Origin of the sequence: Bacillus sp. NEAU-CP5 (assembly GCF_026420705.1) — a bacterium.
Classification (GTDB): Bacteria; Bacillota; Bacilli; order Bacillales; family Bacillaceae; genus Bacillus; species Bacillus velezensis.
In genome coordinates this window covers 78,322-95,082 of the sequence record NZ_JAPMOV010000003.1, presented here as the reverse complement: position 1 = coordinate 95,082, position 16,761 = coordinate 78,322, and the positions used below count along the sequence as shown (strand labels likewise).

Annotated in this window: 15 protein-coding genes; 14 read left to right on the top strand and 1 reads right to left on the bottom strand. The window is 47.8% G+C overall.

Features of this window, described 5'->3' with window-relative positions; all coding sequences use genetic code 11:
* Positions 1-53: 53 nt before the first annotated feature.
* From essC to OTK50_RS10440, 13 genes are all read left to right on the top strand, one after another.
* Positions 54-4,529, top strand: coding sequence for a type VII secretion protein EssC (essC, locus tag OTK50_RS10500; protein WP_266121872.1), 4,476 nt, complete (start codon positions 54-56; stop codon positions 4,527-4,529).
* On the top strand, positions 4,526-7,651 hold the full coding sequence (gene esaA / locus OTK50_RS10495; RefSeq protein ID WP_266121871.1) for a type VII secretion protein EsaA: 3,126 nt from the start codon (positions 4,526-4,528) through the stop codon (positions 7,649-7,651). The genes essC and esaA overlap by 4 nt, the downstream gene beginning before the upstream one ends.
* Positions 7,652-7,658: 7 nt before the next feature.
* On the top strand, positions 7,659-8,132 hold the full coding sequence (essA, locus tag OTK50_RS10490) for a type VII secretion protein EssA (protein WP_266121870.1): 474 nt from the start codon (positions 7,659-7,661) through the stop codon (positions 8,130-8,132).
* Positions 8,133-8,192: 60 nt separating this feature from the next.
* A complete protein-coding gene (locus OTK50_RS10485; protein WP_007408685.1) occupies positions 8,193-8,924 on the top strand; it encodes a (S)-benzoin forming benzil reductase in 732 nt (243 codons plus the stop codon).
* A 164-nt stretch (positions 8,925-9,088) separates the two neighbouring features.
* Positions 9,089-9,619 (top strand): HD domain-containing protein, encoded by a 531-nt coding sequence (locus OTK50_RS10480; protein WP_003152022.1) that lies wholly within the window; start codon positions 9,089-9,091, stop codon positions 9,617-9,619.
* A 137-nt stretch (positions 9,620-9,756) separates the two neighbouring features.
* The gene (locus tag OTK50_RS10475) at positions 9,757-9,993 is read left to right on the top strand and encodes a DUF2642 domain-containing protein (RefSeq protein WP_003152023.1); all 237 of its coding nucleotides are present in this window, start codon (positions 9,757-9,759) and stop codon (positions 9,991-9,993) included.
* Positions 9,994-10,128: 135 nt separating this feature from the next.
* Complete coding sequence (locus OTK50_RS10470) at positions 10,129-11,235, top strand: AI-2E family transporter (RefSeq protein ID WP_014305723.1); 1,107 nt, start codon at positions 10,129-10,131, stop codon at positions 11,233-11,235.
* A 61-nt stretch (positions 11,236-11,296) separates the two neighbouring features.
* Positions 11,297-11,518 (top strand): spore germination protein, encoded by a 222-nt coding sequence (locus OTK50_RS10465; protein WP_003152026.1) that lies wholly within the window; start codon positions 11,297-11,299, stop codon positions 11,516-11,518.
* 72 nt (positions 11,519-11,590) lie between these two features.
* Entirely contained in the window at positions 11,591-11,839 is a 249-nt protein-coding gene (locus OTK50_RS10460) for a YueH family protein (protein WP_003152028.1), read from the top strand.
* Positions 11,840-11,904: 65 nt separating this feature from the next.
* Positions 11,905-12,303 (top strand): YueI family protein, encoded by a 399-nt coding sequence (locus tag OTK50_RS10455; RefSeq protein WP_003152031.1) that lies wholly within the window; start codon positions 11,905-11,907, stop codon positions 12,301-12,303.
* A gap of 96 nt (positions 12,304-12,399) precedes the next feature.
* A complete protein-coding gene (locus tag OTK50_RS10450) occupies positions 12,400-12,951 on the top strand; it encodes a cysteine hydrolase family protein (protein ID WP_025853916.1) in 552 nt (183 codons plus the stop codon).
* 17 nt (positions 12,952-12,968) lie between these two features.
* Positions 12,969-14,435, top strand: a complete 1,467-nt coding sequence (locus OTK50_RS10445) for a nicotinate phosphoribosyltransferase (protein WP_014305722.1) — start codon at positions 12,969-12,971, stop codon at positions 14,433-14,435.
* A gap of 129 nt (positions 14,436-14,564) precedes the next feature.
* Positions 14,565-15,785 (top strand): EAL and HDOD domain-containing protein, encoded by a 1,221-nt coding sequence (locus OTK50_RS10440; RefSeq protein WP_003152038.1) that lies wholly within the window; start codon positions 14,565-14,567, stop codon positions 15,783-15,785.
* Between the two features lie 6 nt (positions 15,786-15,791).
* Here OTK50_RS10440 and OTK50_RS10435 read toward each other — a convergent pair whose 3' ends face one another.
* A complete protein-coding gene (locus tag OTK50_RS10435) occupies positions 15,792-16,133 on the bottom strand; it encodes a hypothetical protein (RefSeq protein WP_014305721.1) in 342 nt (113 codons plus the stop codon).
* Positions 16,134-16,597: 464 nt separating this feature from the next.
* Here OTK50_RS10435 and degQ point away from each other — a divergent pair, with 464 nt between their 5' ends.
* Complete coding sequence (degQ, locus tag OTK50_RS10430; protein WP_003152043.1) at positions 16,598-16,738, top strand: degradation enzyme regulation protein DegQ; 141 nt, start codon at positions 16,598-16,600, stop codon at positions 16,736-16,738.
* Positions 16,739-16,761 lie beyond the last annotated feature (23 nt).

Genomic DNA, 16,761 nt, shown 5'->3' with positions numbered 1-16,761 from the left:
AGCACACATCAAATGGCCGCAGGTAACGATCAGGCTGTCAGGAGGTTCGCCATATGAGTCTGTTATGGGTCTTTTACCGAGAGCACGTACAAAAGGTTCAACTGTCTGAACTCCCGCCGTCTCAGCCGATTACGATCGGTCCGGATATGAAAGATACAATCACGGTCGGCACACTTCCGTTACGGCAAAACACCGCAACCCTTTATCGAAAAGAAACAGATCGTTATGATGTTTTCCTGGGAAATAACTGTGCCGGCGAATTGACAATAGGAAATGAAATGCCCTGCCGGATTGAAGAAGAGACGATGCGGCTTCTGCTCACCCCTGACAAAGAAGAATCCTCCGTTTATTTTATCGGCGGGAAGGATGAGATCGTTTTCTCATCAGAAACAGAGGAAGCGGATATATACAAAGAGCCGTCCTCCGCTCAAACAGGGGCTTTTTATCTGCGAAAGTCGGGAGGATGCTGGTCTGTCGTCCCTGATGGCCAGGAAGTTTATGTGAACGGAAAGCTTGCAGAAGCTCCCGAAAGGCTCCGGACGGGAGATGAGCTGCTGTGGAATTTTCTGCGTGTGAGGCTGACGGAGGACGACCTTTTAGAAATCGTTCATCACGAAAAGCTTCAAGCCGGTTTAACCAAAACGGTAAAACCAAGCACCGAAATGAAAAAGAAATACCCGCAATATCGTAGAACGCCGCGCATGGTCTACGATCTTCCCGAAGACCGCGTTTCATTCAGCTTTCCCTCGCAGGAAAGCGAACAGAATAACCGGGGGCTGTGGCTCGTCATTCTGCCTCCTGTGGTCATGCTGATTGTAATGGGGGTTGTCGCCATTATACAGCCGAGGGGCATATTCATCCTTGTCTCTTTGGCGATGTTTATGATGACTCTCATTACGTCCACCGTGCAGTATTTCCGTGAAAAAAACCAGCGGAAAAAACGGGAGGAAAAACGGGAGCGTGTGTACAAGCAGTATTTAGAAAGCAAACGGAAAGAGCTTCAGACGCTGTCGGAAAAACAGCTGCAAGTGCTGACGCATCATTTTCCCCCGTTTGAAAAAATGAAATATTTAACTTCTGAAATCAGCGGCCGCATTTGGGAGAAATCGCTGGAAAGCAGGGATTTTCTGATGCTTCGGCTCGGAACGGGCACGGTCCCGTCAAGCTACGAGATTTCAATGAGCGGCGGAGACCTGGCGAACCGTGATGTGGATGACTTGATGGAGCAGTCGCAGCACATGCAGCGTGTGTATAAAGATATCCGCCATGCGCCCGTGACCGTTGATTTACAAGAAGGGCCGATGGGGCTTGTCGGGAAACCTCAGATCGTCAAAAATGAAATTCACCAGCTGATCGGCCAGCTCGCGTTCTTCAACAGCTACCATGACCTGCGATTTGTCTTTATCTTTCATGAGGACGAATATAAGGAATGGGAATGGATGAAGTGGCTGCCGCAATTTCAGCTGCCTCATATGTATGCGAAAGGATTTATTTACAATGAACAGACCCGCGATCAATTGTTATCGTCCATTTACGAGCTGCTGCGGGAGCGGGATTTGGAAGAGGATAAAGAAAAAAAGATCTTTCAGCCGCATTTTGTCTTTGTCATCACAAATCAGCAGCTGATCGCAGAGCACGTCATTTTAGAATACATTGAAGGCCGGCATGAGCATCTCGGCATCTCGGCAATCATCGCCGCGGAAACGAAGGAAAGCCTGGCAGAAAACATTCACACCCTCGTCCGCTACATTAATGAAGATGAGGGAGACATTCTCATTCAGCAGAAAAAAGCGGTGCAGATCCCGTTTAAGCTGGACAGGCATGAACGGACAACCAACGAGCGGTTTTCCCGGACGCTTCGGACATTGCACCATCAGGTCGGAATGACGAATTCCATTCCTGAAACGGTCTCATTTCTCGAGCTGTTTCATGCGAAGGAAGTAAAAGAAATCGGCATCAGGCAGAAGTGGGAGACAAGTGAGTCTGCAAAATCGCTGGCTGTTCCGATCGGCTATAAAGGAAAAGACGACATCGTCTATTTAAACCTGCATGAAAAAGCGCACGGGCCGCACGGATTGCTGGCGGGAACGACCGGCTCCGGGAAAAGTGAATTTCTGCAAACGTATATCCTGTCATTGGCCGTTCACTTTCACCCGCATGAAGCGGCGTTTTTGCTGATTGACTATAAGGGCGGAGGAATGGCGCAGCCGTTCCGCAAGATGCCGCACCTTCTCGGGACGATCACGAATATTGAAGGAAGCAGAAACTTCAGTATCAGGGCGCTTGCATCCATTAAGAGCGAGCTGAAAAAACGGCAGCGGCTCTTTGATCAATATCGCGTCAATCATATCAATGATTATACAAAGCTGTATAAACAGGGAGAAACGGATATTCCGATGCCGCACCTGTTTTTGATTTCAGATGAATTCGCCGAGCTGAAAAGCGAAGAGCCTGACTTTATCAGGGAGCTTGTCAGCGCGGCCCGCATCGGACGGAGCCTTGGTGTGCATTTAATTCTCGCCACGCAAAAGCCGGGCGGCATCATTGACGACCAAATATGGAGCAACTCACGCTTTAAGGTCGCGCTGAAAGTGCAGGATGCAAGTGACAGTAAAGAAATCCTGAAAAACAGTGATGCGGCGAATATTACGGTCACCGGACGCGGCTACTTGCAAGTCGGAAATAACGAAGTGTATGAGCAGTTCCAGTCTGCCTGGAGCGGCGCCCCTTACATGGAAGATGTATACGGCACCGAGGATGACATTGCTATCGTTACCGATACCGGCTTAATTCCGCTGTCTGAGGTGGATGCGGATGATGCGGCGAAAAAAGACGCCCCGGCAGAAATAGAAGCCGTAGTCGAAGAAATCGAGCGGATTCAAAATGAAATGGGCATTGAAAAGCTGCCGAGTCCGTGGCTTCCGCCGCTTGCCGAACGTATCCCGCGCACGCTTTACCCCGCGCAGGAAAAAGACCGCTTCTTCATCGCCTGCGTTGATGAGCCTGATCAGCAAAGACAGGCGCCTCTCGCTTACACGATGATGGATGACGGCAACATCGGCATTTTCGGCTCATCCGGCTACGGCAAGTCAGTGGCTGCCATCACCTTCCTGATGAACTTCGCGGAAGGATACACGCCGGAAGAGCTTCATATGTACATCTTTGACTTCGGAAACGGCACGCTTCTGCCATTGGCAAAGCTTCCGCACACCGCAGACTATTTCTTAATGGATCAAATGAGAAAGATCGAAAAATTCATGATCCGCATCAAGGAAGAAATCGAGCGGCGGAAACGGCTGTTCAGGGAAAAAGAAGTCAGCCATATCAAAATGTACAATTCGCTCAGTGAAGAAGAGCTGCCGTTTATATTTATCACAATTGACAATTTCGACATCGTCAAAGATGAAATGCATGAATTAGAAACGGAATTTATCCAGATTTCACGCGACGGGCAAAGCTTAGGTATTTACTTCCTGCTGACCGCAACGAGGGTAAACGCCGTCCGCCAGTCGCTGTTAAACAATATAAAAACGAAAGTCGTCCATTATTTAATGGATCAGTCAGAAGGATACTCCATTTACGGGCGTCCGCCGTTCAGTCTCGAACCGATCCCGGGCCGCGTCATGATCCAAAAAGAAGAACTGTATTTCGCGCAAATGTTTCTTCCGGCTGAAGCGGAAAATGACCTCGAGATGTTCCAGACGCTGAAAGCCGATGTCAAAGCTTTAGCTGAGCGCCACGCCGGAACAGCCGGCCCAGACCCGATTCCGATGCTTCCGGATATGCTGACGGCCGGCGAATTTTCACTCCGTCTCGGCCCAGAACAAGAACCGTTCCGCATTCCTGTCGGGCTTCATGAAGAAAAGGTCAGCCCTGTGTACTTTGATCTGGGTAAAAATAAACATTGTCTTATTTTGGGCCAGACACAGCGTGGAAAAACAAATATCCTGAAAGTGATGCTGAATCACCTGCTGCGTGAAGGTACGGAACGGGTCGGGCTGTTTGACTCGATTGACCGCGGACTGTCGCAGTATGCGCAGGAAACAAAGGTCAGCTATCTGGACACAAAAGAAGACGTCCGGCAGTGGATCGAAACGGCAGAAGCCATTTTCACGGAGCGCGAAGCTCAGTATACGCAGGCCGTCAAAAATGGCGATGTGCACAAACTCAGTTTCTCTCCGGTCGTGTTAATGGCCGACGGCATTACAAGATTCCAGCAGACGATCGACACCGCCATACAGGACAAGCTGGCGATGTTTATGAAATCTTACGCGCATGTGGGCTTCAGTTTTATCCCGGCGGGCAATCACAGCGAATTCTCAAAAGGCTATGATTCCTTAACGACGGAAATGAAACAGATCCGCCACGCGATGCTGCTTGTGAAAAAATCCGAACAAAATGTCATTCCGCTGCCTTACCAAAGGCAGGAACCGGACATTCAGCCGGGCTTCGGCTATTTGGTTGAAAACGGGAAGGAGCAAAAAATCCAAATACCTTTATGTTCAGCGGAAAGGGAGGCCGTCAGATGACCGAACAACGAAAAAGCCTGATCAAATTAATAGCCGCGGTCGTCATCATTCTGCTGCTGCCGGTGCTGTTTTTCCGGTTTATTGGCGATGACCCGGGAAAACAAAAAATCAACGCCACCCGCCAAATCGCAGTCGTGAATGAAGATATGGGCTTACAAACAGATGAAAATGAGGAAGAGGAATCCGTCCATTTCGGCAAAGAAGTAGCGGCCGCTCTCGGCGGCCGTCCGGATTATTCATGGACGGTTGTCAACAGGAGCGCGGCAGAAAACGGTCTGGCGGCTAAGAAGTATGACGCCGTCGTTTACATTCCATCCGATTTTTCAAAAGACATCTTAAGCTATGACAAGGAGCGTCCGCAAAAAGCCACGCTGACATTCAATATTCAAAGCAACCTGAACGCCGTCAACAAAGAAAAAGTGCAGCGTGAGCTTGAAGACGCCCAAAAATCAATGAATAAAAAAATGTCGGCATTATATTGGAATTTCGTCTCACAAAAAGTGAACAATGTCCGAGGCGATTTTGACAAGATCGTCAATAAAGAATCAGAGTTTCAAAACGTCATGTACAACTTTTACAAGCCGAGCTCCAATGACTTGGCAGGTGAAATCAAACGGCAAAAAGACCTGATTGACGAACTGAAAAAATCAATGAATGAAGCGCAGGGCGCGGCAAAAGAAAAACTGACTTCGGCAGATGAAGCCAAAACCACGCTCAAAGACTTTGCCGACACGGTCGAGCGCTACAAACAATATCAAGAAAATCAGAAAAAACTGCTGATGGCCGCGCAGGAACAAAATCAAAAGCAAATCACAACCGGATTGAACGCCATTAAAGCACAGCAGGCCGCCAACCAGTTCAGCACGATGATGAGCGGGCTCTCTTCAGGAATAAATCGGGCGCAGACACAGCTTGACCAGACGGGATCGGCTCTTTTTGCCGCCCAACAGGTGAGAGAAGCGCAGATTCCTGAGCAGGAACGCGGGATGGCGAATATTCAATCCAATTTACTGGACAATTATTTGACTCAATATAAAGCGCAAGCAAGATTTGAAACACTGAACAGCATTCAAACCCTTATGAAAAGGGATCGGCCGGCATTAACCGTTCCGGAAAAGGACCCGGGTGATGACGGCTCGGATGAACCGAAAGAAGAAGAAAAACCGGAAGAAGAAAAACCCGGCGATCTGAAAATTGACCTTGACGATCAGCGTGAAGAATTAAAACGCATCTCCGCTGAAATCAATCACATTTCTGACGGATTAAAAGAACCGGAAAAAGAAAAACCGGAACCGGAAAAACCGGGCCAAGGCGATGACGGTGAAAACTCCGGCGATACCGATCCGAATAACGGAACGAATCCCGGAGAAGACGGAAAAACGGAAGACGGCACAAAAGAAGAGCAGCCTGCTTCCGATAACACAGGCGATCAGGAGCCAAAAACCGTCCAGACCTCGACAGCCGCTGAAAACGTTACTCCGCCTGCTGATGAGCCGGCGGACGATCCGAACGATTCTGAAGGGGACGGCGGCACGGACATAACTGAGGCAAAAGAAAGGCTGAACCAAGCCGCTGAGCGCATTCAGCAAATTGAAAAAGAGCTGGAAGAGAAACAGCAGACTCATAATGAAGAACTGAAAAAACGTCTCGATGCTCTTGATGAAGAAATCCAAGGCCTTAAAGACCAGATTGATGACGTCAAAAAACGCGCAGAAAAATTAAAGAAAAAGCTGGAAGAATCAGAAGAAACGAGAAAACAAGACTTCAATACCGTTTACAGAATGATTGTAAGAACAGAACAGAACATTCTGAACTACCCGTCATTGGATAGCGGCCGCAAATCTGCTCTTGAACAGATGTTTGCCGCTGACATCAATACAAAAAAGATATCCGATTTAATGAGTTACTATAATGATTTATCCCTGTATGAGGCGACACTCTATCACTCTCTTGACGCGGGCTCGCTGCCTGATGTGAAAAACCGGGTGCTGAAAGCCCAGCAAGGTGAAGTCCAAACCGTTCTCGCCATCAAACCGGAAGAAACGGCAAGCTGGGAAAATCTGAAAAACAACAAAATGCAGACAGACGAAGACATCAGCAATTTCATTAAAGGCATGACCGAATTCTCGGATAACTACAGCTCGTATATCAGAGATGAACAAGCCGGGGTGCTCAATGAGCTCGCCAGCATTTCAGACAGCGCGGCGAAAGCATCCGATCAGCTGGCTGAAGGCGCTGTGCAGGAAGCGGCCGCGTTCAGCGGAGACGGATTAACCGGAACGATGGCGCTCGGCGCTCAGGATACCGTCGGCCGTGAAGTCCTGCAAATGTCTGACACGATGGGCCATCTGTCAGAACGCCAGTCCGGCATCATCAGCTATACCGACAATATGCAGCAAAGCGTAAATGACGTCCAGCAGAAAGCGGACACCTTGAACAGCAACTGGGGCAAAAACGTCAATTCCACGAAATTGATCAGAAATGACGTGTACGGCATTTTAGGGAACGCGCTTGTTGACGGACAGGAAAACGGCTATGTTTACGATTATCTCGCCAACCCGCTTAAAATCAGCGGAGAGGTGCCGGAAGACCGGGTTCAGAATGTTCCGCCGGTCGTCATTTTGGTGATCGTCCTGATCAGCAGTCTTCTGATCGGCTATTTCAGCTCGTATTATCAGCAGGCGCCGCTTCTTGTCAAAGGCGCGCTCTTTGGGATTTTAAACATTATGGTCGGATTGATGATCAGTCTGTTCGGTCTGAATATCTACTCGCTTCCGGACGATCAGACGATTAAATGGTCAGTCTTTACGATTCTCCTGCTTGCGGCGAGTTCAGCTTTTATCCGGGCAGCCTTTGTCTTCGGCTCGATTACCGGATGGATCGCATCATCCGCGCTCATTCTCTTTTATGTGGCGCCGTTGATCGACCTAATTATGCCGAACTTCACCTTTGACAGTCCGGTTTCGAAAGTCTATATCGATATCCAATACGGAACGGGCCATCTGTTTGCGATGGGCATAACGGTTCTTGCGATCATTACGCTGATTGCGGCGGCGCTTCCGCTCATCATTCGGCTGCTTGCGGAAAAAACGGAGGAAAGTGATCAGTCTTATGAGGCGTAACACAATCGTGGAAAAAGGAGTTTTGCTGTTTGCTCTCTCCTTTCTCCTTTTTCTCCCGCATGCCGCAGCCGCGAATGAGGACAATACTGATGTCAAGCCGAATGAATATGAAAAGAAGGACATTGAAATTCGTACGGATTACCTGCACGACGATGCCTACTCCGAGGAAAAAACGGCGCTTCCGAAAGAACAGAAGGATATCACATTTGATCAGCCGGCCGAAAACCCGGATGACAAACTGATATCAAATTTGTTTACATCGTCAGACACGGAGCCGAATACGATTAAAGCGCAATCGAAAAAACTGGGTATCACGTTTGCCGAGCCGGCGGTGCGGCATACCTCGGCAGATATGGAAACGGAAGAGAAAAAGACTTCTTATCTGCTTCCTGCTATTTATGCCGTCTTGATCCTCCTCGGGATTGCGGCAATGATCTATCTGATCCCGAAAGTCACGGCGCAGGAAAAGGCAAAGCGGTAAACGGATCGCTTGTGTTTGCGGGAAGACAGCCCGTAAAATAAGAAAAAAAGGAGGAGTTTCATGCAGTTTTTTCTTATAACAGGCGCGTCAAAAGGCTTGGGCCGGGCGCTTACGGAACAGGCGCTTCAAGAAGGAGCCGAAGTCGCCGCGCTTTCAAGAACGATAAGCGGGGAAAAGCGCGAGGGGCTGACAGAATACAGTGTTGATTTAACCGATCTCGCAGATACCGGGCGGCAGATGAAGGCGATTCTTGATCAAGCAGAGGAGAAGGGGTACTCCGCCGTCACACTGATCAACAATGCCGGAATGGTGGAACCGATCAAGCGGGCGAAAGAGGCTTCCGCCGAAGAATTGAACCGCCATTACACCCTTAACCTGACGGCGCCCGTTTTGCTCAGCCAAATGTTCACAAAGCGTTTCGAAGCGTTCAGCGGCAGCAAAACAATTGTCAACATCACATCGGGCGCGGCGAAAAATCCTTATAAAGGCTGGAGCGCGTATTGCAGCTCAAAAGCGGGGCTTGATATGTTTACGAGAACATTCGGGTTTGAACAGGAAGATGAAGAGCTGCCGGTCCGCATGATCTCATTCTCGCCGGGAGTGATGGATACAGACATGCAGGCTGTCATCCGTTCTTCGTCAAAAGAAGATTTCCATGACATCGAACGGTTCCGCAATCTGAAAGAAACGAAAAACCTCAGAAGTCCTGAATACATCGCCGGCGTCATTCACTCACTGATCGCGGGCGAGCCGGAAAACGGACGGATATACGATATCAAAGAATTTTTGTAGAGCAGCTTTCACGCTGCTCTTTTTTTGTTTGTACAATCACTTAGGGGTCCGGCGGCATATGATGAATGAAACAACATATAAGGGGTATAAGAAATGTATCAGATGAATTGAGTTTCTTCTCGATTTATGTTAGGATTCTAAAAATATATGAAGGAGGGGTTTCCATGAGAAATGTAACGTTAATGGATGTCTTCACCCATCCAATCGCACAAAAGTATTTACAGCGTTCCGGTGTCGCCCATGCGATCGCCTGCGCGTTTCATGCATACCGTCTTGCCGTAAAAGCAGGTGTCAGCCCGGATCTGGCGGCGAAAGCGGCATTACTGCATGACGTCGGCCATTATGAATGGTACACAGACGGCAAATGGGATTATGAAAAGTACAGAAGAAACGATATCCATGCCATTAAAGGCGCGGAACGGGCGCATAAGCTGCTCATCCGGCTCGGTGAAGAACCGAAAGCGGCGAAGGACATTGCGCTGGCGATTCTGCTTCACACCGATTCCTATCTGCCTGAAGGCGAACTGGACAAGAATACGCTCCAGCAAATCGTGAAACAAGCGGATGAACTCGATGAAGAACCCGGCGGACATCACCATTACCGCCAAATGGATCACACGGCCGCGCTCAAACAAATCCAAAAGCTTGATCAGTTAATTGACCGAGCCCAATATCCCATAAGAAGCTCAGTCTAGGCCACTCATGCGGCCTTTTCCGCTTACATAACTCCGCATGCTCACTAACACCTTTTCCGCTCCGATAGACGTACTGTGTCAAAGCCTTTGTCCGCTGCATATGCTGAAGGAAAACATAGTAAAGGGGATCAGCGAAAATGGCCCATCAAGGAAGCCCGCAAATCGTCTCGTTAGTGGATCCTTACGTTTATCAGACCATCCATAAGCTTATCGGCTCAAGGTTTATCATTCAAACCGTCAGACGCATTGTCAGAGGACGGCTGATTGATGCCACTCCGGATCACATCGCCATTGAAGAGACGCATGACCGTGTATTTTATATCAGAAACCGCCATGTGGTTTCCGTCATGCCTGATTATACCGAACGCGTGTAACAGCCCGAAAAGGCGCAAACCGGAGGCGGCACTATAGAACCCCGGTGCGTCTTCTTTTTTGAGATACATAGATGCACGGCGGCTTTTTTTGGTACAATCACAGTACAAGTTCACATGACAATAGGAGGAAACCGCTTGTTGAAATCAAAGGTCCATTTTTGGACGCTGCAAATTTTGCTCGTTTTGCTCATTATTTACGTATCAACGAAAGTCTCGTTTATATTTCAGCCGTTTTTCGGTTTTATCACCACTCTGTTTTTTCCGATTTTGATCTCAGGCATTTTGTTTTTCATTTTTAATCCGATCGTGCGCCTGCTTGAGAAAAAAATCCCCCGGACATTGGCGATCCTGCTCATTTATCTCGTTTTCATCGGCCTGATTGCCTTTATGTTCACCGCCATCGGGCCGATTGTGGCTTCTCAGGTCACGGGGCTGATTAACAATTTCCCTGATTACATTCATCAGATTCAAGTCTTGACGGCGCAATTATCCCATTCCAAATGGTTTACGTGGATGATGACGCAGGATTATGTGTCGATAGAAAAAATCCAGCAGTCTCTGACGGGATTTTTACAAAGCCTTCCGCAAAATATTACGGCAAGCCTGTCGGCCGTGTTCGGCGTCGTTACGAATATCACGCTTGTCGTGATCACCGTTCCGTTCATTTTGTTTTATATGCTGAAGGACGGCCGGCGGTTTCCGCTCTTGGCGGTCAAAATCCTGCCTTCTTCCTACCGGGCGGAAGGTCGGAAAATATTTAACGACTTATATGTCACATTGGCCGCCTATTTCCAAGGCCAGCTGCTGATTTGTCTCTTTGTCGGAACGGCATGTTTTATCGGATATTGGATCATCGGCCTGCCGTATGCGTTAATTCTCGGGATGGTGATCGCCGTCACCAATATCATTCCGTACCTGGGGCCGTTTCTCGGGGCGGCGCCCGCGGTGATTATCGCGTTTATGGATTCGCCGGCTAAGGCGCTCTTTGCCGTTATTGTTGTCGTTGTCGTCCAGCAGCTTGACGGGAACCTGCTTTCTCCGCTTGTGATTGGAAAACGGCTGAATACCCACCCGCTCACCATTATTCTTCTGCTTATCGGAGCGGGCAGTTTCGGCGGCATTCTCGCAATGATCCTGGCCGTGCCGGTTTACGCGGTTTTAAAAGCTTTCGTCTTAAATATCGTCCGGCTTATCAAACTTCGTCAGCGGTCAAAGCTCGAAGACAGCCGCAAGCCGAAATAAAAACGGGCACAACTCCCGGTGCAGCGCATAAAATGCTGTAAAGAAAAGCGGAGGTGTGGGTATGCCTGCAATTGTGGGACCGATTTATATTATGAGTTTAGCCGGAGACGCTGCGGCGAGCTTCGGTGACGTGTTTGCCATTTCTCCCAAAGCCGTTGACCACTCAGGCGCGGGGGCAGGGGCGTTTCATTCCGGAGATTTTGTCAAAATTACTAATAAATTCAGCAAAACGCGCTTTGAAGACATCGATGTGTTTGACGAACCTGATTGGTTTAACGCGTGACAGCCTCCTTTTAGGAGGCTGTCGCTTTTTTGTAGTATAATAGAATCAGTCTTTATAAAAGGGGAATGTTTTATGAAAATCAGAAAAGCGAATATTACCGTGCAGTCCGGAATGATCGGTGATGTATATCTGCATGAAAATAAAAAAGAACAGCATACCCTTGTAGCCGTTCCGGAACTTGAGTGGAGCACGATCATTTCCTATGAGGAAGAGAAAAAGGCGCTGGCGCAGCGGCTTTTACAATCATTCAGCAAGCTGATTGAAGAAGAACCCGCCGGAGAGCTCGCCGGCAAGATCTCCCATTGGGTGGCTGAAATGTAACGAAAACGGTTTACCGCGTCCCGTCCGGGGCGATAATTGTAAAACAAGCTGGGAGGGACAGGCCGATGAGCGACAAAACGGTTGACCTTTATTTACAGCAGGGGATGTACGGCCCTCTGCAGACGAAACCGGATGAACGCCATTTATTTTTAGGCTCGCTGCGTGAAAGAGTCATCATTGCCCTGACGAAGGGACAGGTGCTGCAAAAGCAGCCGTATGAAGAAGTGAAACAGGCGCTGAAAAGCCGAAAAGACGCGGTGCTCTATATAAACGGAAGGCTCCCGTATCATGCTTATTCACCATATATGAAGCTTGCCGCACTTGCCGGTGTCCGAAGCTCCGTCATCTCGGACCTTCAATTCGAAACGCCGCTCGGCCTGGTTTTTGCCGCCGATTATGCCGTGAACCTTGACGGCATTTACGTGCAGGATGACATTTTTCAGCGCTCACTCCTGAAATCTTAAAAGGGCAAAACACCGTTTGTCATTTTACAATGCCAATTCACTTACAAGTGGAGATAGGATATAATGGTTTTCATATGAATGGCGGGGAGGCCGGCTATGAAAAAAGCATTTATATGCATTGATTATACGAATGATTTTGCAGCTGAGAACGGGGCATTAACTTGCGGAGAACCCGCGAGACAGATTGAAGATACGATTGTCAGTTTGACGCAAGCATTTATAGAAAACGGTGATTACGTTGTCTTTGCGGTAGATTCGCATGATGCAGACGATGACTTTCATCCCGAGACACACCTGTTTCCTCCGCATAATATTAACGGCACGGAGGGCAAAGAGCTGTACGGAAGGCTATCGCCTCTTTATGAGAAACATAAACACGCAAAAAACGTAAATTATATGGAAAAAACGAGATATTCTGCTTTTGCGGGAACGGATTTAGAGCTGAAACTGCGGGAACGGCAGATCACTGAGCTGCATCTTGCGGGCCTGTGCACCGACATCTGCGTTCTTCACACGGCGGTTGACGCCTACAACAAGGGCTTTCAGATCGTCATTCATCAAAACGCTGTGGCCAGCTTTAATCCGGAAGGGCATGAATGGGCCCTGTCCCATTTTAAGAACAGCATCGGAGCGCAAGTGGCAGAGTAAGGAAGGGGAAAACAATTTTGGTGGAGCATGGTTTTAAAGACGACAGTTTGTCTTTACATACAGATCTTTATCAAATTAATATGGCCGAAACGTACTGGAGAGACGGCATTCATGAGAAAAAAGCGATTTTTGAGCTTTTTTTCAGAAAGCTTCCCTTTGAAAACGGCTATGCGGTATTTGCGGGCTTAGAAAAAGCAATCGAATACTTGGAGAACTTCAAATTTACCGACAGCGATCTGAATTATTTAAAAACGGAATTGCACTATGCTGATGATTTCATTGATTATTTACGGGATCTTTCTTTTACCGGATCTCTTTACAGCATGAAAGAAGGCGAGCTCGTTTTTAACAACGAACCGATTATGCGGGTCGAAGCGCCCCTGATTGAAGCGCAGCTGATTGAGACGGCTCTGCTTAACATTGTGAATTACCAAACATTAATCGCCACGAAAGCGGCTCGCATTAAAGGCGTTGTCGGTGATGAAGACGCCCTCGAATTCGGAACGCGGCGTGCCCATGAAATGGATGCGGCCATGTGGGGAGCGAGAGCGGCTTTGATCGGCGGCTTCAGCGCGACGAGTAATGTAAGAGCCGGAAAGCGTTTTAATATACCGGTATCCGGCACGCACGCTCATGCGCTCGTACAAGCGTACCGCGATGAATATACGGCATTTAAGAAATATGCGGAGACCCACAAAGACTGCGTATTTCTCGTAGATACGTACGATACGATCCGTTCGGGCATGCCGAATGCGATTAAAGTCGCAAAGGAATTCGGCGACCGGATCAATTTCATCGGCATCCGCCTGGACAGCGGGGACTTGGCGTACCTGTCAAAAAAAGCGCGTGAAATGCTTGATGAAGCGGGTTTCACAGACGCAAAGGTCATTGCTTCAAGCGATCTTGATGAGCACACGATATTAAATCTGAAATCCCAAGGAGCGAAAATCGATACGTGGGGCATCGGCACGAAGCTGATTACCGCATACGATCAGCCGGCTCTCGGCGCGGTTTATAAGCTTGTCGCCATTGAAGAGGACGGCAAACTGACCGACACCATTAAAATTTCGTCAAACCCTGAAAAAGTGACAACGCCGGGAAGAAAGAGAGTATACCGAATTATCAACAAGCTGAATCACCACTCGGAAGGTGATTATATCGCGCTTTATGACGAGCGGGTAAATGATCAGAAACGCTTAAAAATGTTCCATCCCGTCCACACGTTCGTCAGCAAATTCGTCACTGATTTCTATGCGAAAGACTTGCATGAGCCGATCTTTGAAAACGGCGTTTTATGCTATGATAATCCCGAAATTACCGACATCCAGCAATACGTGCAGGATAACCTCAAACTTCTGTGGGAGGAATACAAACGGATCAGCAAGCCGGAAGAATATCCGGTCGATTTAAGCGAAGACTGCTGGAGCAACAAGATGCAGCGGATTCATGAAATCAAAAGCAAGCTGAAACGGGAACTTGAATAGAAAACAAAGCGGCCTTTCCTATCTCTGGAAAGGCTTTTTTGTTGTGATAATATTTTTCACATTTAGACAAATTTCGTCAAGTTATTTGATATACTTATGTTCGAAGGCCGCATCTAAGGGGGTAAATGAATGAAGGTGTTTGTTGCGAGACAGCCTATCTTCAACAGAAACGAACAGGTTGTTGCTTATGAACTTCTTTACCGGGAGAGCGAAGAGAACCGTTATTCGGCCGCGGACGGAGATAAAGCTACGACGGATCTCATTATTAACAGCTTTATCAACATCGGAATCGAAAAGCTGACTGAGGGGAAACGCTGCTTTGTGAATTTTACAGAAAGCCTGATGTTTTCAGATCTCCCTACCTCCTTTGATCCTGACCAGCTTATTATCGAAATTCTTGAGGACATACCGATCACTCCGGCGCTCATCTCAAGATGCAGACAGCTGAAGAAATTAGGATATACATTAGCACTTGATGATTTTTACGCCATCAATCCGGAAAATGAAGAGTTAGTGGAACAGCTGATGAAATATATTGATATTTTAAAAATCGACTTTTTGCAATCCTCGCGTCTGGAGCGCAAAAAAATCATTCAGACGTACAGCTGTAAAAGTCTGATTTATTTAGCGGAGAAAGTGGAGACGAGAAAAGATTATAAACAGGCGGCCATAGACGGCTTTCACCTGTTTCAAGGATATTTTTTCAGTGAACCGCGTGTCATCAGCGGAAATGATCTGACGTTTCATTTTCATTCTTACTACCAGCTTTTAAGCGAATTAAACAATGACCAGCCCAATATACAGCGCGTGACGGAATACATAGAGCGGGACGTCAGCTTATCGTATCAGATTCTGCGTTTTTTAAACGGATCGCAAACAAGGCTGAAAAAAAAGATAGACAGCATCCAGCAGGCTATCATGATGCTCGGGCTGAATGAGATTAAGCGCTTGATTTACATTCTTTCATTCAGAGATTTAACGGCGAAAAGCCACTCAAGCCAAAAAGAAATCATAAAGATTTCCTTAATCAGGGCCAAACTGTGCGAACTGCTGGCGAAAAGAACCGGAAGGCCCCAGCCCTCTTCTTACATGCTGATCGGCATGTTTTCGCTCATCGATACGCTTCTCCACAGGGAGCTGGAGGATATCATCAAAGAACTGCCTTTAATCGATGAAGTCGGACAGGCGCTGCTCGGTTATGAAAACGATTATTATAAGATGCTCGCGCTCGTCAAAGCCATTGAATGCAACAACTGGGACTGTGACGAGTGGGGAAAAGAACTGAACAAAGAAGAAGCGTATGAATGTTACTTACAGGCGATCGAATGGTGCCGGCAGCTGATCGATTGAGCCGCTTTAAGCCGACCACCTGAGGGCGATGATAAACCGGCTTTGCTCTCTGATCAGACTGACACGGATGCCGTCGGGATTATACGTCACGTCAAAGTCATTTTTGATGCCGGTCTGCTTAATGAGCCGCTTGACCGCTGCGGTGTCAGATGATTGCGCTGCGGTGAGGATGCTGCGCGCAAGCTCTTTTGACGCCGACAGCCGCGCAAGGAGCAGGCGCGCATCCTCCAGCATGCCCGCAGCTTCTTTTGCGGACGCTGTCAAAATATCTGCGTGAACCGGGGCACTGGGCGCTGGATGCCGGTATGGCGCGGCGAAAACAGGGCAGCATGGATACACATAATGCATACGGCGGCCTCCTTCCTGAGAAAACATTCGTTATACATGAGTATAGGCGGCGTGATAACGAGTTATGACATGCAAAAAGACCACAATGCGGGGTTGCGGTCTTTTCGGTGTTTGTCGGTGGTTATGCGACGCTGTTCGCCCATTCTGTTTTGAAATTGCGACGGCAGGGACTATAGTCCCTGCCGGTTTGTCGGAAAACCGTTGAAAAAACAGCAGAACCGCCAGATTGGTCTGCTTTATCCTAAACGTCTGCCTTTATGGTAGTTATATAGTCCTGTTCGCTAAATGCCCTGTTCGGGACTATGGGATTACCATGGTTTGCGGTGTCACGCAGATACTTTTACACATACTTTTCGGTGAAAAATCCCGCAAAAACGTTTACACTATTAGTAACAGATCAAATACCTAGGACTCGTTCACCATACACAATTCATTGATCTTTCAAAAAAAGGAGTGTGGAAACGGTGGAAAACAAATTAGAAGAAGTAAAGCAATTATTATTCCGACTTGAAAATGATATCAGAGAAACAACCGACTCATTACGAAACATTAACAAAAGCATTGATCAGCTCGATAAATTCTCATATGCAATGAAAATTTCTTAAAAAGACTTGGAAACAAGTCTTTT